The sequence below is a fragment of the Nocardioides ginsengisoli genome, from assembly GCF_039537225.1.
Lineage (GTDB): Bacteria > Actinomycetota > Actinomycetes > Propionibacteriales > Nocardioidaceae > Nocardioides > Nocardioides ginsengisoli.
In genome coordinates this window covers 130,820-148,604 of sequence record NZ_BAABAC010000006.1, presented here as the reverse complement: position 1 = coordinate 148,604, position 17,785 = coordinate 130,820, and the positions used below count along the sequence as shown (strand labels likewise).

Below are 17,785 nucleotides of genomic sequence, written 5' to 3'. Positions count from 1 at the left end.
CTCTGAGGGCTCGTCGTACCGGACGTTTTGGTCGCAGAATCGCCATTTCGCGACCAGAACGTCCGGTACGACGGGAGACCCCAACCCCGCAGGAGCCTCAGTCGAGGCAGAACTCGTTGCCCTCGACGTCCTGCATGACGATGCACGACTCGTTCTCCTCGTCGGCCTCCCACACCTGCACGCACACCGCGCCGAGCGCGGCCAGCCGGTCCCGCTCGGCCTTCAGTACGGCGAGGCGCTCCGCGCCCACGAGGCCGGCGCCCGCGCGGACGTCGACGTGGACGCGGTTCTTCATCACCTTGTCCTCGGGGACCCGCTGGAAGTACAGCCGCGGGCCGGCGCCCGTCGGGTCGACGCAGGCCGACCACGACGTGGCGTCCTCCGCGCCCGGCGCCAGCTCGTAGCCGAGCACCTCGCACCAGAAGCGCGCGACGCGGGCGGGGTCGGCGCAGTCGAAGGTGACCTGGATCTTTCGCAGTGTCGTCACCCGGCAACCGTAGTCAGGCGTTCGCCGGGTCGGGCGGGTGGCCGAACGCACCGAGGGCCTGGTCGTCGATGACGACCAGGCCCTCGGGGGCGTCAGCTGCTCAGTCCGTGGCAGCGACGCTCACGGCACTGCGCGTGTCCACCAGCTCATGGGTGATGCGCGACCGCGACAGCGCGACGTAGCAGACCCCACTGACCACGATGCCGACGAGCCACGAGAAGTCGGCGCCGTCGAACGCGGTGGCGATCGGGCCGACGAACCAGCCGAGGTTGGCGAAGGGCAGCTCGACCAGGACGGCGACGACGAAGCTCACCAGGCCGGCGACGTTGTAGCGGCCGTAGCGCCCGCGCGGGTCGAACATGTCGGCGATCGCGTAGTGCCCGCGCCGGACCACGTAGAAGTCGGCGAGGTTGATGGCCGACCACGGCACCAGCAGGATCAGGATCAGGCTGAGCGCCTGCAGGAAGGCCGACTCGAAGCTCGCCGTGTAGGCGATGACGGCGGCGAAGCAGACGACCGAGAACGGGATCAGCGAGGCCAGCCGCTGCCGGAGCCCGGCGCCGTCCGCGCCGCCGCGGGTGCGGAAGGACGTGACGATGCTCAGCATCGTGTTGCCGCCGGCGTAGAGCGACAGGGAGCCCTGCAGCACCTGGACCGCGACGATCACGAGGACCAGGACGACGGTGTAGACCGGGCTGAAGGCGTCGCTGACCTTGACGATCGAGCCGAGGACGTCAGGGTCGAAGCCGGTGATCGTGGTCAGGTAGGCGCCGAGCACGAACAGCCACACGCTGGAGAGGAAGATCCCCGCGAAGGTCCACCACGCGGTCGCCCGGGTCGAGGAGTCCTCGGGCAGATAGCGCGAGTAGTCGGCGATGTACGGCGAGTAGCCGGCCGCGTAGATGACGGTCACCGAGGTGCCGAGCAGGAAGAGCGTGGGCTCGAAGCCGCCCGTCGGGATCGGCGTCGGGTGGGCGACACCCGTGTGGGTGAGCAGCAGCACGGTGAAGATCCCGAAGACGACCACGGACGCCACGCTGAGGTACTTGCCGATCTGGTGGCTGAGGTCGTAGCCGAACAGCGCGACGACGAAGGTGATCGCCATGACGACGGCTGCGACCAGGTAGACGTTCCAGCCCCACACGATGTTGACGATGAGTCCGCAGATCGCCGGGGCGGCGGCGAAGAAGATCAGGTAGTTGACGGCGGCGACGACCATCGGCAGCGCGCCACCGACGTACCCGAACTGCGCCCGGCTCTGGATCATCTGCGGGATGCCGAGCGCCGGCCCCTGGGCGGAGTGGAACGCCGACAGGAACGAGCCGATCGCGAAGCCGATCACGATCGCGGCCACCGACCACCAGAAGCTCATGCCCTGCGACACCAGGAGCGAGGCCGTGACGATGCTGACGACGACCGAGTTGGCGCCGAACCACAGGGTGAAGAGGTGCCACGGCCGACCGTGGCGCTCGGCGGTCGGGATGAAGTCGATCGTGTGCGTCTCGATCGACCCGAAGCGTGGTCCTGAACGGTTCATGGGGTGTCCTTGATGATGAGGATAGGGCTGGTCGGGGTGCTCAGGCGCGGTGCTGGGAGTCGCCGTCGACCCACGTCTCGAGGACGTCGATGGCGGCGATCCGGTCGGCCGGTACGTCGGCGGGGTGCTGGGCGAGCAGGACGAGGTCGGCGCGCTTGCCGGGCGTGATGCTGCCCAGCTCGTGCTCGCGGCCGAGCGCCCGCGCGCCGTTGAGGGTGTGCGCCGCGATCGCGGTCGGCAGGTCGACGAGCAGCTCGTCACCGCCGAGCCGGTGGCCGCGGCGGGTGACCCGGGTGACCGCCGTCTGGATCGCCTCGAGGGGCAGCGGCTCGGCCACCGGCGCGTCGGAGCTCAGGGTCACGGGCACGCCCTGGGCGACGAACTCGCCGAGCGGGTTGAACCGCTCCCCCGGCGTCCCGATCGCCTCGGTCACGCCCTCGCCCCAGTTGTAGTAGTGCTGGGGCTGGTTGACCGGCATGATCCCGAGCTCGGCGAACGCCTTGATCTGGTCGTGCGTCGGCAGGCCGCAGTGCTCGATCCGGTGCCGCGCGTCCGCGCGCGGGTGGGCCTCCTGGGCGGCGGCGATCGCGTCGACCACCATCTGGATCGCCGTCGGCGACTGGGCGTGGGTCGCCGTCTGCAGGCCGGCGGCGTGGGCGCGCGCGATCAGCGCGGCGTACTCCGCGGGCTCGTGGTAGAGCTGCCCGGTCCGGCAGGGGTCGCCGACGTAGCCGTCGGGGAAGTACGCCGTCCAGCCGCCGAGCGTGCCGTCGGCGTACAGCTTGATGCCGGCGAACGAGAGCCGCGCGTTGCCGAACGCCCCGTGCATCCCCGTCTCGAGCGCCTGGTCGAGCAGGTGCGACAGGAAGTACATGCTGACCCGGGTCTTCAGCTCGCCCTTCTCGGCGAGCCGGAGGTACATGTCGAACTCGCGCCGGCTGACCTGCGCGTCGCCGATCGTGGTGACGCCGCCGGCGAGGAAGCGCTCCTGGGCGACGGCGAGCTGGCGCTCGTGCTCGGCGGGCTCGTCGTCGAGGTGGAAGTTCGGGCCGTGGTGGCCCACCTTCACTCCCACGACGCCGGTGAGGATGTTGCAGGCGGCGTCGGACAGCTCGCCGGTGAGGTCGCCGTCGGCGTCGCGGAAGAAAGTGCCTCCGGCCGGGTCGGGAGTGTCGCGGGTGACGCCGTTGATCGCGAGGGTGTGGCTGTTGACGACGCCCCCGTGGCCGCTGGCGTTCATCAGGTAGACCTCGCGGTCGGTGGCGACCTCGTCGAGCTCGCGGCGGTGCGGGTGACGCATCTCGACCAGGTTGCTGTGCTCGTAGCCGTAGCCGCGGATCGGCCGGCCGGCCGGCGCGCTCGCCGCGGCCTGCCGGAGCAGCGCGACGATCTCCGGGATGCTGCCGGCCCGGTCGGGCCCGCAGTCGACCCAGGTCATCAGCTGGCCGTACATCAGCGGGTGGGCGTGCGGGTCGACGAAGCCCGGCAGCAGGACGCCGTCCAGCTCCCGCACCTCGGGGGTGGCGGCGCCGAAGCGACGGGCGACGGCGAGGCACTCGTCGAGCGTCCCGACGGCGCCGAGGTGCGAGCCGAGGACGAGGACGGCCTCGGCGCCCTCGGTCGCCGGGTCGACGGTGATCATCCCGCGCGGCCGCAGGATCACGGGCTCGACGTCGAGAGCGGAACGTTCGAAGTGCGAAAGCTTGCGCACCGAGGGGTCTCCTGCCTGAAGAAGGTGGCTCGAATCGGGCAGGACGCTAGGTGACGGACGCCATACGCGCAATCAACTCATTCGCGGCGTGCGGTGTCTGACAACCGTTCTGACAGAAGCTGAGGTCAGATCCGTCCATCACGACCTCTTCAGGGGGAACGGGCGCTAGATTTGCAGCGCAACTCCGCCGAAAGAAGTTCGCAGGAAAAACGAGGATCCATGCCGTTCGACGACGCCCTGGTGGCCGCGCTGCGCGACGACCCCCGGATGACCGTGTCCGACCTCGCCGAGCGGCTCGCCACCTCGCGGGCCGCCGTGTCGGCCCGGCTCGAGCAGCTCAAGGCCGACGGCGCGGTCGCCGTCGTGGCCGCGGTCCACCCCGAGTTCCTGGGGCTGACGTCGTTCGCGCACCTGGCGATCCGTACGTCGGGGCGGGCCGACGACATCGCCGGCGCGATCGGCGCGATGCCGGCGTCCGCCTTCGTCTCCGCGGTCAGCGGCAGCCACCAGCTGGTCGCCGAGCTGCGCCTGCCGGGGCCCGCCGAGCTCTACGCCGCGATCGCCGACATCCGGGCGCTCGGCGGCGTGGAGAGCGTCAACACGCTCACCTACGTCGACATCACCAAGGGCACGTTCATGCCCGCCCATCCGCTCCCGGGCGGCCTGAGCGTCGACGAGACCGACCTGGCGCTGATCCGGCTGCTGCAGGCCGACGGGCGGGCGACGTACGTCTCGCTGGCGGAGTCGGTCGGCATGTCGGCGTCCGCCACCCGCAAGCGGGTCAACGCGCTCATCGACGCCGAGGTGGTGCGCATCGGGCCGATGCTGAGCCGCGCGCGCCACGAGGCGGGCGTCATCGCGGGCATCGGCCTCAACGTGCGCGGCAGCGGTGAGTCCGTCGTCGAGCGCCTGGCCGCCGAGCCCCGACTCGAGTTCCTCGCCCGCACGATCGGTCGCCACGACATCCTCGCCACCATCGCGGCACGCAGCCTGCCCGACCTGCATGCCTTCCTCGAGGGCCTCACCGACTCCCCCGAGATCTCCGAGGTGGAGAGCTGGCTCCACCTCCGGGTGCTGAAGGAGCGTTACGAGTGGCCGCTGCCCACGCTCACCGAGCTCGCCGACCGGATGCGGTGAGTCTCAGTCGTCGAGCACCGGCGGCAGTCCGAAGGCGTCGAGCACCTCGTCCTCGCTGAAGACCGAGTTGCGGGTGACGCCCTGCTCCGAGAGCGCGAGCACCTGCAGCGTGTGGCGGCGATAGCGCCCGTCGCGCCGCACGTACGCCGCGAACCCCAGCTGCCCGTTGGCCTCGATCGGGACCGTGCGCCAGTCGCCGCCGTTGGCCTCGAACACCCAGTCCATGAAGACGCCGTAGTTGTCGGGACCGGTGAACCAGTTGGTCATCGGCGGCATCTCCATCACCACGTCGGCGGCGAGCAGCCGTTTGATAGCGTCGACGTCGGCGGCGACGAAGGCCTTCGTGTAGCGCTCGATCCAGGCTCGCCGCTCGGACTCCTCCGGCTCGCGGAGCCGCTCCTCGTCGGCCTTCGCGACGCTCGCCCGGGCCCGGAGCAGGGCGCTGTTGACCGAGGTGACCGTCGTGTCGATGATCTCCGCGGTCTCCGCGGCCGAGAAGTCCAGGACGTCGCGCAGGATCAGGACCGCCCGCTGCCGCGCCGACAGGTGCTGCAGCGCGGCCACGAACGCGAGCCGCAGGCCCGACGTCTCGCCCCGGGGCACGCGGGCGTCGGGCATCGGCTGCAGCCACGGCACCTCCCCCAGCTGGAACGGGCTGCGCGGGTCGGTCTCGGCGACCAGCCCCGACGGCAGCACCCGCCGGGTGCCGCTGCCGCGGGCGGTGAGGCAGGCGTTGGTGGCGATCCGGTAGAGCCACGTGCGCAGGGAGGCGCGCTCGGCGTCGTACCGGTCGCGGGCGCGCCAGGCCCGCAGGTAGGTCTCCTGGACGACGTCCTCCGCGTCCGCGACCGAGCCGAGCATGCGGTAGCAGTGGGCGGTGAGCTCGCGGCGGAAGGGCTCGATCGCGTCGGCGAACGCGGTGTCGTCGTACACGGTCGTCACGAGGCTCCGATCAGGCAGGGCTGTTGTGGTACGCAGCGATCATCCACCTGCCGTGGCGCTTCTCGAAGACCCAGGTCGCGTTGACCTTCCGGGCATCCGGCACCGCCGACTCCCCCGCGAACAGGATCCCCGCCTCGCTGAGCGCGATCGCGGCGTCGTCGCCGACGAACCGCAGGCTCACGCGGCGGTCGACCGTCGTACTGCCGGCGAGCGGGCCGGCGAAGCCCGCCGCCATCGCATCGCGTACGGCGGCGCGGCTGCCGCGCAGCGATCCGGGCAGGACGGCCGTCGCGTCCTCGGTGTAGTGGCGGACGAAGCCGTCGGCGTCGTTGTCGGCCCAGGCCTGGTAGGTCTCGGCCAGCACGGCGTCGATGGCGGCGGTGTCGACGGTGCGGTCCATGGCGCTCTCCTCGCGGTAGGTGCTCCGGGATCGAGGTGATCCCAGGAGTACCTACCGGGTGGAGTCGCCGGACTCACCGGGGCGGTGCCGGATTTCTCAGGGCGTCACCGCCGAGATGTGGGTCGACCAGTTGCCGAGCGTGCCGCGGGTGCCATCGCACGAGCCGAACGGCGCCGACGTGTACTGCGCGAACGTGCAGGTCTGCGCGATGTACTCGCTGGCCGTCCAGATCGTGCCGTCGACGACCGCGGTGGCTCCGTAGTCGCCCCAGCGCGGCCGCAGCGGGTCGTTCAGACCGTGGTAGCCGCTGAAACCGTCCTCGGGACCGGCGCCCGGACCGGCGATGTGGATGTCGCCCGCACCGGTGACCGCGTCGAGGCCGGCGTATCCGGCGCTCGGGTAGTAGTCGTCACCGGCGACGGTGAACGCGATGACCCCGCGGCCGGACTGCGTCACGCCGATGGCAGGGTAGGTCAGGTTGTTGCCGGCGAGCCCGAGGTAGCCGTCCTTGGCCGTGGCGGACAGGTTGCCGCGGGTGGAGTACGACGGCTTGGCGATGAAGTACTCGACGCCCGCCTTGCTCTGCCCGTTGATCGTCAGCGCGGTGTCGAGCGCGCCCCAGATCTTGCCGTTGGCGTAGGTCACCTGCTGCATGCGTGTGTCGTTGGAGTCGAGCACCGACTCGGGCTCCGGCGCGAACGGGTCCGGGGCGCCCGTGAGGAAGGTCGCGCAGGCGGAGTCGTTGAGGCACTCCCCCAGCGGGATGCTCCCGGCCTTCTGGTTGGCCTTCGGCGGGACGGCGTACGGATCGACGCCGAGCGAGGTGTGCTGCAGCGCGACCGCGGGCGAGGCCGAGTTGAGGGACGCCGTATTGGTCAGGGACCAGACCAGCAGGCGGCTGGACGTGCCGGTGCCGTTGGCCTCCTCCGCAGCGTTGGAGCTGAGGAAGTACTCGGTGCCGCCCTGCCCCGTCGCCCACTGGGACGGCGTCGACGTCGCCGGCCAGATCGTGAAGCCGGGGTTGCCGTTGTCGAGGCCGCTGGTGTCGAGCTGCGTGACCGTGACGCTCGCGTCGCCACGAGCCAGCGCGGCCTTGGAGAAGGCGTAGATCTGGGCGGACTTGAACTCGGGCCCGAAGAAGCTGTACTCGTTCGTCGTCACGAAGAAGCCGTTGGCGTCGGCGCCGATGTGCGGGTAGTCGCCCAGGCAGAAGCCGCCGCTGCAGCCGTGGTTCGGCGTGCCGTCGGTGCCGTTGTCCTGCGCGGGCAGACGGTAGATCAGCCAGCTGCCGGTCGGGTCGGCGTTCTGGCTGACCGCGATGTCGAGGTGGTTGGTGCCGAGGAAGGCTCCGGACGGGGAGGTGTCGAGGGTCAGCACGACCTGGAACCACCGCTGCACGCCGCGGTCGAAGTAGCAGGACGGGTCGGTGACGAACGGCCCGCGCACGCCCGTCGTCCGGTTGATCGCGGCCGGGTAGCCGTAGAAGCTGTTGAGGTCGACGACGCCCGTCGCCGGCGTGCCGTCGGTGTGGAAGACCCGGAGCACGTCGTTGACCGACTCGACGACGTACCCGTTGCCGGCGCAGAGACCCTGGTCCGGAGGCTCGACCGAGAACTGGTTGCCGCCGTTGGCGACGCGCTGCTGACGGAAGTTGAGGCCCTCGAAGTGGGTGCCGAGCTGCGGGTTGGCCTTCGCCTTCGCCCCGCTCCTCACCGAGACGCCGTGGGCGGCCTTGCCCCCGGAGTAGCTGCGGTTGACGATGGCGAACCCGTCGCCGTCCCCGTTGCCGGCGCCGTCGGCGGCGTCGCCGCCGGCCGTCGCCGGAAACTCGGGATCGGTGATGCCGACCGAGTCGCCGGGAGCGTTCGCGGTCATCGTGGTGGTGCCGCCCGCGCTGATCGTGCGCGTGCTGACGCTGGACGGCGTGGGTGCGGCGGCGGCGCCGCCGTTGGTGGTCGCCAGCCCGGCGGCGGCAACGACAAGAACGGGCACGGACAGCAGGGCAGTCCGGCGACGGGTGATCCTCATGCGGCCTCCCAGGAAGGCCCGCCCCCTACAGGCGGGCGTGAGCATCAACATCATGGTCTCGGCGCGCGGGAGGGCGGTTCATCTGAATTGGGCAAGACAACCCTCCCTCCCCGCTGGGACACGGGGCGGTGTCGGACCTCTCTGGTCAGATGGACGGGTCGGACTCGCCCCATCACCGGGAGACACCGTGAAGCTGCTCCTCACCTCTGCCGGCGTGACGAACGCCAGCATCCACGACGCGCTCGTCGACCTGCTTGGCAAGCCGATCGCCGAGTCCACCGCCCTCTGCATCCCCACCGCGATGTACGGGCACCCGATGGTCGGCCCCGGCGTGAAGCCGTGGCAGTTCATCAGCGGCCAGTCCCCGAACCCCATGGTGGGCCTCGGCTGGAAGTCCGTCGGCGTCCTCGAGCTGACCGCGCTCCCGAGCCTCGACCGGACCGCCTGGGAGCCCCTCGTCCACGACGCCGACGCCCTCCTCGTCGCGGGCGGCGACGTCCTCTACCTGTGCCACTGGATGCGCGAGTCCGGCCTCGCCGACCTGCTGCCGTCGCTGACCGAGACCGTCTGGGTCGGGCTCAGCGCAGGGAGCATGGTGCTGACGCCGTACGTCGGCGACGACTTCATCCAGTGGCGCCCGCCCTCCGGCGACGACTCGACCCTGGGGCTCGTCGACTTCTCGATCTGCCCGCACCTGGCGCCGGACGGCGAGCCGGGCAACTCGCTGGCGGAGGCAGAGGAGTGGGCGCTCGCCGTACCGAATGCGGCTTATGCGCTCGACGACCAGACGGCCATCGCGGTGGTCGACGGTGAGGTGACCTTCGTGTCGGAGGGGCGCTGGGTGGAGCTGCGGAAGGCTGGGGGCTGAGCGCCGCGGTCAGCGAGCGGGCAGGACCACGACCGTTCCGCACGCGGCGCAGCCGACGGCGGGCGCCGTGTGGTTGACCACGCCCGTCGTCAGTCGGACGCCCGCCAGGTCACCGCTCACGCCCTGGCTCGGCTTGAACGTGACGCCGGGTGCGCGCCCGACGATGACGCCTGAATCGAGATCGGTGTCACCGCAGGTGGGGCAGGCGTCGAGGGCGGGCATATGGTCATCATTCCTGCGCTGGGCGGAATGGGTGACCGCATTAGTAGGGTGGAGTGACAGCATCGTCCCGCGCGAAGCGACATGTCACACCCGCCGCGCGCGACCCGTGGTGTGTGCGGGATCGGCTCCTCACGCTGGGTCAGCGCATGGCCTGCGCACGGAGGTAGTCGCTTGCCGACCTGGGCGCGATGCCGCGCTCTCTGAGGGCTGTGTCGTCCCAGTCGGCGGCGCGGATGTCTTGGAGGAGGCCGGCTCCGAAGGCGGACGCGAGCGCATCATTGCGTTTGTTCAAGACACGGATCGCCATCCGGGCGATGGGTCTGGGCATGTGCTGGACTTTCATCCGACGTCCGGTCGCCTTCTCCACCACAGCCACAGCTTCGTTCTTGGTGATCGCCTCCGGGCCGCCGACGGTGATCAGGCTCGGCGGATCGGGCTCCACCGCCACCGACGCAACGAGCGCGGCGACATCCTCGGTGCTGACCCACCGTCGCTTGCTGTCCCCCCGACCGATGATCGCGATCTTCCCTGCCGCCACGTCGAACCGCGCCGCGGCTGCGAGGTGGATCTCCTGAAAGCCATCTGAGCGAATGACCACCCGTTGGAGTGACGAGGCGCGCAACCGCTCCTCAGTGGCGAGCTTAGCCCGCTCCAATGGAGTTCCGATCGCCTTGTCGACTCCGGGAAAGGACAGGTAGACGAAGCGTCGCACCCCAGCGGTCTCTGCCGCCCCGATCAGCGACCCCATGCCCAACTCGTCAGCTTGACGGATTGTGGGCACCGCGGCGCCAGCCAGCCTTCGCGCAATCACGGTGGCCGTGGCCACGACCGTCGTGACGCCCTGGCATGCGCTGGCCAGGGACACGGGGTCGGTGAGATCGCCCCGAACCAGTTCTACTCCGAGGTCCCGTAGGGCGGCGTCGTCACTCGTCGGACGAACCAGGCAGCGGACTGCGCGGCCTTGCTCGCTCAGGATCCGGGCTACGCGTCCGCCGAGGTCGCCGGTGCCACCGACAATGAGGATCATCTCGATCACCGCCGTTCGTCTGTTCACTCAGTGTCATTCCGGCACGGCCCCGGTGTACAGGACGGGTTCCCGATTCGACCGGGAGGATCTCCGTTCGCCTGGAGCCTCGTCAGGTGCCGGCCACGTCAGCGTTCCGACGAGGCTTGACGCTCTGGCCGGCGCATGCGTCGCGGGCGGGTGCCGCGGCTAGAGGAGTTCGACGCTCGTGCCGATGTCCGCTCTATGTTGGCCTCATGGCCGCGCGTGAACTCGATGAGCAACTCGCCATGCTCTGCCACACGGAACTAGCGGGCGGCGAGGACTCGCTTGCTGAGACAGTCGGCGATCTCCCACGAGCGGAACTGGAGCGACTCCTATGCCTGGCGGTCGTCGAGTTGCTGGACTCCCAGCACGACGCTGAGAAGCAGATCGCACGCGTGGCCCGCAGGCTCCAGCAGGGGCGATCGCGTTAGCACCGGGCGCGCCCGCACCGAACGAACAGACATCGAGGCGATCGTGCGCGCCATCAGCGGCGAACGGCGCTCGTGACCTTCTTCAGGACGCCCGCGCCGGCGCCGACACCCCGAGGGATCAGACGATGCGGCTTGCGGTTCGCCAGATCGACGACGGAGTCGGCGATTCCCCAGGTGAGCTTGCCCTCGGACAGCTCCACCAAGGTCTCCAGCGGAAGACCAACGGTCATGTCCTCCAGCTCCTGACGCTCCTTCTCGGTGGCGACCGGAGGGAGCTGCCGCACGATGATCGCCTTGAACGCGCGCCCGGGCAGTGTCGAGGCCAGCTCGAGCACGGTGGATTGACGGGTGAAGGGCCGAACGGGGTTCGACTGGCTCGGGTCGTGGGGCATGGAGGTCTCCTGTCAGGGCGTGCGACCGCGGAGCGGCCCGCGCAACGTACCGCGAATCTTGCCCGACGATTCGGTTCGCTGACTCGAAAGTGGCGTGGTCCAGGGCTGGTGGCACACCCCGCCCTCGCGCCCGACTCTGCACGACTCTGCTCGAACTGCGGGCGCCCGCGCTCAGCAACGCGCGGTGCATCGACCGCGGACAGCGAGGCTCGCTCGCCGCTTCGGCGTTGCAGGGGTGATGCCGTCGGGACCGGTCCGATCGCCAGGCCCCGGGCTCCTTGACGAACCGCCAGGGGTGGAGGCCGACCGTGGCGGATGCATTCGCGCCCTTCACCTCGATGGAGTCGGCATCGAGGTCAGAGCCACCCGAATCCACCGCGGCCGATGCCTCGAGGGTGAGCGCGCATGTCGGGCGCAGTCCAGCGAGTTCGGGATCCAGACCAGCGGCGCTGTCCAGGATGCTCTTGGCCTCCGCAACCATCTGCTCCTGCAGGGCCCGACTCTGGACGCCGCACGCGTCCTCGAACCGAGCCTCCCTCACGGCCGATACCCCTTGCTCGAGACCTCGGCGATCTGCTCGACATCACTCGTCGTAGCGGCGTCAGCCGCCGACTCGCTGTCCTCGGAACCACAACTCGAGCCGGCAACCAGCACCGCGGCAACGACGACGACGCCACCGAACCGACTCCGCGCAACAGGCACCCGCGGTGTGTACCGACCAGCGCAGTGGCCGCATGCCGAAACGCCCAGGTCCGACCTGACCGAACGGAAGCACCCGCAGTGGGCCACGCTCGATCGCTAGTTCACCGGCACACTCAGGTCGCGCACGGGCATCAGGCACACGTCGTCGCTGCAGGCTCCGTAGGTGACGATCACCGCGCTGTCGCGGGGATGATCGGGTTCGACGGGGAGCACGATGTCGACGGGGCCGTCCGGGTAGACCGGCAGGGTCACGTGCAGCTCGGGGATGTGCAACGAGATCGCGTCCACGGTCGACCGCGCAGGCCCGGATGCGGTGAGACCATCCCCGGTCGCGACGCGGGTGGGGATCCCGAGGCCGTCGATCCCGCGGGCCGGGAGGGTGAGGCTGTAGATGTGGAAGCCGGCCTCGAGCGGCTCGAAGCGCACCCGGACCAGCGATGCGGTCTGGAAGGAGGCGGACACGCGGACGCCACCCTCCTCGAGTGGAGTCTCAGGGTCGGCAGCCGTGCCGGAGGACGTCGTCCCGCCACAGCCCGCGGACGAGGCGATCGACGCGATCACGATCAGCGGGAGCAGGCACCGTCGCACTGCAGCCACCGTCAGGCCGAGCCGGTCCAGCGCCGGAGGAAGGTCAGCAACTGCTCCTCGTCCATCGTGCGCGCGCTCGCGAACTCGCCGTTGTTGCTGGCGAAGGCGACCTTGCCGGCGGGCGTGATCACCACCAGTGCGGGGATCCCGCTCGTCTCGAGGTCGACGTAGTCGGCGGCGATGTCGAGGTTCTTGTCGAACTCACCGACGTCGATCTTCACGAGGTGGAAGTTCTGGTCGAGGACCGGCGCTACAGCGGATCGGCCGTACAGCTCGTCGAGCACCACGCAGTCGGCGCACCAGGCGGCTCCGAAGTCGAGCAGCACCGGGCGCTCATCCTCGGCAGCGGCAGCGCGGGCGGCGTCGATCGCCGCCGCCGGGTCGTCGGCGTAGGTCACGTCCGTCGGCGTCTCGGCGCCGGCGCTCTTGGGTTGGCCCTGGTGCCGCGTGCGAGCTGTCGGATCGGTTCGAGGAACACGCGGACACAGCAAGCGTCAGTGCCGCTGCGGCGACCAGTGCGCCCGCCTTGGAACGCGGCCGAGCCGGGCGAAGAGCGTCGAGCATGCGGCCGAGTATCGCGCACGAGAGTCGTCGCCGGGGGCTCACTGGTTCACCCATTCCGGCCACGCGCATCATCCCCGGGTCCTACCGTGTGGCGATCGACCGTAGGGCAGGTCGCAGCAGGACGTGCAGGAAGTGGTGACGCCGATGACTCCTCCTGGTTGGTACCCGGACCACGCCAAGCCCGGCCTGCTCCGATACTGGGACGGACAGCGGTGGACGGTGCACACGCGGCCGGCGTATCCGGTGCCTACGGCGGCCCTCCCACCGCAGGCCATGCGGGCGAAGGTGCCGGCCTGGCAGACGTGGTGGGTGATCGTGCCCGGGCTGCTGCTCTGCCTTCCGGTCGGGCTCGTCGCGTTGTGGCGGCGGCCAGGGCTCTCGACCAACGTCCGCTGGATCGTGACCGGATGTACGGCGGCGTTCCTCGTCTTCGCCTTCGCGCTGCCTCAAGACCCGCCCCCGAAGGACGAGTCGAGCGCCGGGGACACCCCGGTGCGAGAGGTGGACTCGACGCCGGACGTGACCGCCGTCCCTGACGAGCCAACGACCAGTGCTCCCGCACCGGCGCAGGTGCCCGACCTCACCGGCATGAGCCGGGACGACGCGCGGATACCCTCGAGGATCTCGGCCTCGTCCTCGGCCAGGTCACCGGCAAGCCGTCGCGCCGAGCGGCCGGCACCGTCCTGCGGCAGGCCACGCCGACGGGCAGCGAGGCCAGTCCGGGCGCGGCGATCGACGTCGTCGTGGCGACGCCCTTCCCGACGGTTCTCGACGTCCAGGGGCTTCGTGAGGGGCGGGCGGTGCAGCAGCTCGAGAAGGCGGGATTCGTCGTCAAGGTCTCGACCAAGGTGACGCGGAGCGGCGCGGACGGCGTCGTCCTGACCCAGTCCCCCGCACCCGGGGCGACGAAGCGGCCCGGGGCGACGATCCGGATCGTCGTCTCCGACGTCCAGATCGCGCCGCTCGCGGAGACCAACTGCACCTCCGGCTACTCCCCCTGCCTGGCACCGGCGAGCGACTACGACTGCGCGGGCGGCTCCGGTGACGGCCCCAAGTACGTCCACGGCACGGTGAAGGTCACCGGCAGCGACCCCTACGACCTCGATCGTGACGGCGACGGCATCGGCTGCGACTGAGGCGCCGAGCGCCGAGGAACGGCCGTGCCGGACGGCGGTTCAGCGGCGACCCGGGCGCTTCCGTCGGTGTAGTTTGGTGCCCTTGGCCTACTCGGGAGGTTGACGGTGCGAACGGCGACGGCGACATCCCCGACGCAAGCACACGCAGCTGCCGCCGGCCCCGCCCCGAGCCCGTGGCACCGAGGGCTGTGGATCGGCTATCTGGTGCTCGGTACGGCGGCCATCGCGGGCCATCAGCTCATCCGGGACCAGAACGTCCGCGATGTCGCCTACCTGGTGCTGGGGCTGGTGGGTGTCGCCGGCATCGTCGCCGGCGTGCGGATCCACCGGCCCACGCTGCGGCGGCCCTGGTACCTGATGGCGGTGGGACAGCTGCTCTGGGTGATCGGCGACGCGATCTACACCCTGCTGCAGGACGCGCTGCAGGAGGTGCCGTCGCCGTCGGCGGCCGACCTCTTCTACCTCGCCGCGTATCCGGTGCTGGCGTGGGGCATCGGCGCGCTCATTCGCGCCCGCCGATCGCACGTCGACCGGGCCGCGCTCGTCGACTCCCTCATCGTCACCGCCGGGCTGGGGCTGCTGTCGTGGGTCGTGCTGGCCGGGCCGACCATCGCCGAGTCGCGGGACTCGCCCTGGGTCGCGGCGGTCGACGCGGCGTACCCGGTCGGCGACGTGCTGCTGATCGCGGTCCTGGTCATGCTGATGGTGACGCCCGGCGGCCGGACGACGTCGATGCGGCTGCTGCTGTGCGCCATCGCCCTGCTGATCGTCGCCGACAGCCTCTACCTGGCGCTCAGCCTGTTCGCGTCCGGGGCGAGCTATCCGATCGACTGGCTGTGGCTGGCGTCGTACCTGATCTGGGGAGCGGCGGCGCTGCATCCCTCGATGGCGGCGTCGTCGGGCACGCACGCGGACGTCGACCTCCGGTTCCGGCGGGCCCGGCTCGTGGCGATGACCCTGGCGGCCCTGATCGCCCCGGCCATCCTGGCGATCGAGCGTCTCGCCGGGGCGCCCCTCGACGTGTGGGCCGTCGTGATCGGGGCGGTCGGGATCGTGCTGCTCGTGGTGACCCGGATGAAGCTCGGGATCGACCAGGTCACCAGCGTCAACACGCAGCTCGAGCTGCTGCGCGACGAGCTGGCCTTCCAGGCGGCCCACGACTCGCTCACCACGCTGCCCAACCGGGCCCAGGCGATGCGGCAGATCCATGCCGCGCTGAGCCGCGCGCAGCGCAGCGGCGACCTGGTGGCGATGCTGTTCATCGACCTCGACGGGTTCAAGTCCGTCAACGACACCCACGGTCACCGGGCCGGCGACCAGGTGCTGCGGGAGGTCGCGCACCGGCTGCGCGCCGCGCTGCGCGCCGGCGACACCGCGGCCCGGCTGGGCGGCGACGAGTTCGTCGTCCTGCTCGACCCGGTCGAATCCGCGCAGGACGCGGTCGAGACGGGACGGCGGATCATCGACGCCGTCTCCCGTCCGATCCGGGTCGGCGAGCGGACCGAGGCGGCCGTGGGAGCCAGCATCGGGGTCGCGTTCAACGACGACTGCGGCACCGACGCCGACGCGCTCCTGCACGAGGCCGACACCGCGGCCTACCGCGCCAAGGCCGGCGGCCGCGGCCGGGTCGAGGTGTTCAGCGCGTCGCTCGTGGCCGAGCTCGATGAGCGGGCCGAGATCGCCGCCGCACTCGTCGGCGCCATCGCGAGCGACGAGCTCGTCGTGCACTACCAGCCGATCATCGACCTGCAGGCCGGGGAGGTCGAGGGCTACGAGGCCCTCGTCCGCTGGGACCGGCCCGGCGTGGGCCTGCTGCCGCCCGACGAGTTCATCCCGGTCGCCGAGGGCTCGGACCTGATCTGCGACCTCGACACCTGGGTGCTGCACCAGGCCGCCCGTCAGCTCCAGAGCTGGAACCACGCCACCGGATCCCGACGGCTCCACCTGGCCGTCAACATCTCCGGGCACCACCTCAACTCGACGCGGATCCTCGACGACGTCGCCGCCGTCCTCGATGCGTACGACGTCGACCCGGCGCAGCTCGTCCTCGAGATCACCGAGACCGTCCTCGTCGAGGACGGCCCCGGCCTCGACACCCTGCACGAGCTGCGCCGCCAAGGCATCGCGCTCAGCCTCGACGACTTCGGCACCGGCTACAGCACCGTCGCCCAGATGTCCCGGCTGCCCGTCGACACCGTGAAGATCGACCGCCGCTACCTCGGCACCGGTACGGCGTCCGCGCGGCGGCTGTTCGAGCTCATGGTTCGCGCCGCCCACGCGCTGGATCTCCGGGTGGTCGCGGAGGGCGTCGAGCGCCACGACCAGCTCGACCTGCTGATGACGCTGCAGGTCGAGTCGGCCCAGGGCTATCTCCTCGGCGCGCCGCTGACGGCTGCGGAGCTCGCGAGCATCCGCGGCGCCGGCGCGCGCTGAGAGGCGATCGGCGGCCCAGACCGGAGTCGAACCGGTCGCCGCGGTGGCGGCTGTTTCGTCGGCAATCCCTGCGGGCCCTGGACTGGCGGCGGTTCGTCGCCAGTGCTCTATCAGTACCCCGTTCAGCGCCGCAGATCCGATGAATTCGAGAAATCGTGGGCCGGTCCCGTCGGCTGCTAGCGCCCGCGATCCGGGCCGGAGCACGCGTGTTCGCAGCCGAACCGGGATCGGCACGTACGGCAGGAAGCCGGCCAGGCCGAACCCAAGTCGACCTGGCCGGGTGCGGCTGGCGCGTACATCGAATGTGGAGTTCTACCGCCAAACAACGCCCGACACAGCTTGAATCGACACAGTCCACCCGGAGGAGACCCATGGGAAAGACTGCTTCATACCCGGCGCGAGAACTGCGACGGCGACGCCGAGCCTGGCTGAGGCGGAACACCGGGCTAGTTGCGATGGGCGCCGTCTTCGTCATCGGGATCGGCGCCGCCATCACCGTCCTGATCGCGATGACGTCGTCAGGCCCGGCACGGGCCTACCTCCTGGGCGCCCTCCACGTCGGTCTGGTCGCAACCTTCCTCCATGTCCTCAACGCGGCCTTCCTCGCGCACGACCAGGAGGCGATCCGTCACCTTCGCGGATCGTGGGGCGAGGACAACACGCGCTCCGAGCTGCAGCGGGGCAAGCGCCGGCGCCTGCTGTGGGGCTGGGTCGACAGCATCGAGCTGCAGGCCGGTGACATCGACCATCTCGTCGTCACCCGCGAAGGCGGTCTGGTGATGATCGACTCGAAGTGGCGCAACCAGGTCGATACTGCGAACGTGCAGGCGATGGCCGCCTCCGCGCAGCGTGCCCGCCGGCGGGCCGAAGGTGTCGCTCGTTCACTGCTCTCGGCCGAGCGAACACACCGCCACCGCGCTCGCCTCCAGTCGGTGAACGTCACGCCCGCCGTGGTGGTGTGGGGCGCGGCCCGAACCGGAGTGCCGGACGACACGGTCGTCGACGGCGTCCACTTCATCGACGGTCGCCGGCTACTCACCTGGATCGCGACGCTCGACGGTCACTCCGTGCCCCGCGACGCCGCTCGCGACATCCTGGCTCGGCTCGGCGAGTTCCGAGCCACCAGCGGGCGGCAACCGGCGCCCTCTGACTGACGCGC

General features: G+C 70.6%; 18 protein-coding genes. 7 read left to right on the top strand and 11 right to left on the bottom strand.

The features are described from left to right. Positions 1-97: 97 nt before the first annotated feature. From AB4880_RS04260 to AB4880_RS04250, 3 genes are all read right to left on the bottom strand, one after another. Complete coding sequence (locus AB4880_RS04260; protein ID WP_367917959.1) at positions 98-487, bottom strand: VOC family protein; 390 nt, start codon at positions 485-487, stop codon at positions 98-100. Positions 488-587: 100 nt separating this feature from the next. Continuing rightward, a complete protein-coding gene (locus AB4880_RS04255) occupies positions 588-2,024 on the bottom strand; it encodes a purine-cytosine permease family protein (RefSeq protein WP_367917958.1) in 1,437 nt (478 codons plus the stop codon). Positions 2,025-2,064: 40 nt separating this feature from the next. Further along, entirely contained in the window at positions 2,065-3,735 is a 1,671-nt protein-coding gene (locus tag AB4880_RS04250) for an amidohydrolase (protein WP_367917957.1), read from the bottom strand. A 219-nt stretch (positions 3,736-3,954) separates the two neighbouring features. Here AB4880_RS04250 and AB4880_RS04245 point away from each other — a divergent pair, with 219 nt between their 5' ends. After that, positions 3,955-4,872, top strand: a complete 918-nt coding sequence (locus AB4880_RS04245) for an Lrp/AsnC family transcriptional regulator (protein ID WP_367917956.1) — start codon at positions 3,955-3,957, stop codon at positions 4,870-4,872. A 3-nt stretch (positions 4,873-4,875) separates the two neighbouring features. Here AB4880_RS04245 and AB4880_RS04240 read toward each other — a convergent pair whose 3' ends face one another. The 3 genes from AB4880_RS04240 to AB4880_RS04230 all read right to left on the bottom strand — a co-directional run bounded on the left by AB4880_RS04240 (position 4,876) and on the right by AB4880_RS04230 (position 8,242). After that, positions 4,876-5,814: an RNA polymerase subunit sigma-70 gene (locus AB4880_RS04240; protein WP_367917955.1), complete on the bottom strand. Its 939-nt coding sequence runs from the start codon at positions 5,812-5,814 to the stop codon at positions 4,876-4,878. Positions 5,815-5,824: 10 nt separating this feature from the next. Next, positions 5,825-6,214, bottom strand: a complete 390-nt coding sequence (locus AB4880_RS04235; protein WP_367917954.1) for an SgcJ/EcaC family oxidoreductase — start codon at positions 6,212-6,214, stop codon at positions 5,825-5,827. A 96-nt stretch (positions 6,215-6,310) separates the two neighbouring features. Then, positions 6,311-8,242: a hypothetical protein gene (locus AB4880_RS04230; protein ID WP_367917953.1), complete on the bottom strand. Its 1,932-nt coding sequence runs from the start codon at positions 8,240-8,242 to the stop codon at positions 6,311-6,313. A 187-nt stretch (positions 8,243-8,429) separates the two neighbouring features. On the opposite strand from AB4880_RS04230, the gene AB4880_RS04225 reads away from it, so the two are divergent. Beyond that, the gene (locus AB4880_RS04225) at positions 8,430-9,110 is read left to right on the top strand and encodes a Type 1 glutamine amidotransferase-like domain-containing protein (RefSeq protein WP_367917952.1); all 681 of its coding nucleotides are present in this window, start codon (positions 8,430-8,432) and stop codon (positions 9,108-9,110) included. 9 nt (positions 9,111-9,119) lie between these two features. Here the strand turns inward: AB4880_RS04225 and AB4880_RS04220 are convergent, their stop codons facing one another. Both AB4880_RS04220 and AB4880_RS04215 read right to left on the bottom strand, forming a co-directional pair. After that, positions 9,120-9,332, bottom strand: a complete 213-nt coding sequence (locus AB4880_RS04220; protein WP_367917951.1) for a hypothetical protein — start codon at positions 9,330-9,332, stop codon at positions 9,120-9,122. A 139-nt stretch (positions 9,333-9,471) separates the two neighbouring features. Next, positions 9,472-10,359: an SDR family oxidoreductase gene (locus tag AB4880_RS04215; protein WP_367918115.1), complete on the bottom strand. Its 888-nt coding sequence runs from the start codon at positions 10,357-10,359 to the stop codon at positions 9,472-9,474. Positions 10,360-10,592: 233 nt separating this feature from the next. On the opposite strand from AB4880_RS04215, the gene AB4880_RS04210 reads away from it, so the two are divergent. Beyond that, the gene (locus tag AB4880_RS04210) at positions 10,593-10,811 is read left to right on the top strand and encodes a hypothetical protein (protein WP_367917950.1); all 219 of its coding nucleotides are present in this window, start codon (positions 10,593-10,595) and stop codon (positions 10,809-10,811) included. Positions 10,812-10,864: 53 nt separating this feature from the next. Here the strand turns inward: AB4880_RS04210 and AB4880_RS04205 are convergent, their stop codons facing one another. The 3 genes from AB4880_RS04205 to AB4880_RS04195 form a co-directional block, all read right to left on the bottom strand. Beyond that, positions 10,865-11,203 carry a hypothetical protein gene (locus tag AB4880_RS04205; RefSeq protein ID WP_367917949.1) on the bottom strand — a complete coding sequence of 113 codons (339 nt, stop codon included), beginning with the start codon at positions 11,201-11,203 and terminating at the stop codon, positions 10,865-10,867. 798 nt (positions 11,204-12,001) lie between these two features. After that, positions 12,002-12,367: a hypothetical protein gene (locus AB4880_RS04200; RefSeq protein ID WP_367917948.1), complete on the bottom strand. Its 366-nt coding sequence runs from the start codon at positions 12,365-12,367 to the stop codon at positions 12,002-12,004. Positions 12,368-12,504: 137 nt separating this feature from the next. Then, the gene (locus AB4880_RS04195) at positions 12,505-12,891 is read right to left on the bottom strand and encodes a thioredoxin family protein (protein ID WP_367917947.1); all 387 of its coding nucleotides are present in this window, start codon (positions 12,889-12,891) and stop codon (positions 12,505-12,507) included. 310 nt (positions 12,892-13,201) lie between these two features. Between AB4880_RS04195 and AB4880_RS26080 the strand changes: the two genes are divergently transcribed. The 4 genes from AB4880_RS26080 to AB4880_RS04170 all read left to right on the top strand — a co-directional run bounded on the left by AB4880_RS26080 (position 13,202) and on the right by AB4880_RS04170 (position 17,780). Then, positions 13,202-13,909 (top strand): DUF2510 domain-containing protein, encoded by a 708-nt coding sequence (locus tag AB4880_RS26080; RefSeq protein WP_379228670.1) that lies wholly within the window; start codon positions 13,202-13,204, stop codon positions 13,907-13,909. Beyond that, entirely contained in the window at positions 13,801-14,193 is a 393-nt protein-coding gene (locus tag AB4880_RS04180) for a PASTA domain-containing protein (RefSeq protein ID WP_367917946.1), read from the top strand. Before AB4880_RS26080 ends, AB4880_RS04180 begins: the two co-directional genes overlap by 109 nt. A gap of 105 nt (positions 14,194-14,298) precedes the next feature. Continuing rightward, complete coding sequence (locus tag AB4880_RS04175) at positions 14,299-16,626, top strand: putative bifunctional diguanylate cyclase/phosphodiesterase (protein WP_367917945.1); 2,328 nt, start codon at positions 14,299-14,301, stop codon at positions 16,624-16,626. Between the two features lie 455 nt (positions 16,627-17,081). Then, positions 17,082-17,780 (top strand): hypothetical protein, encoded by a 699-nt coding sequence (locus AB4880_RS04170; protein WP_367917944.1) that lies wholly within the window; start codon positions 17,082-17,084, stop codon positions 17,778-17,780. Positions 17,781-17,785: the final 5 nt, after the last annotated feature.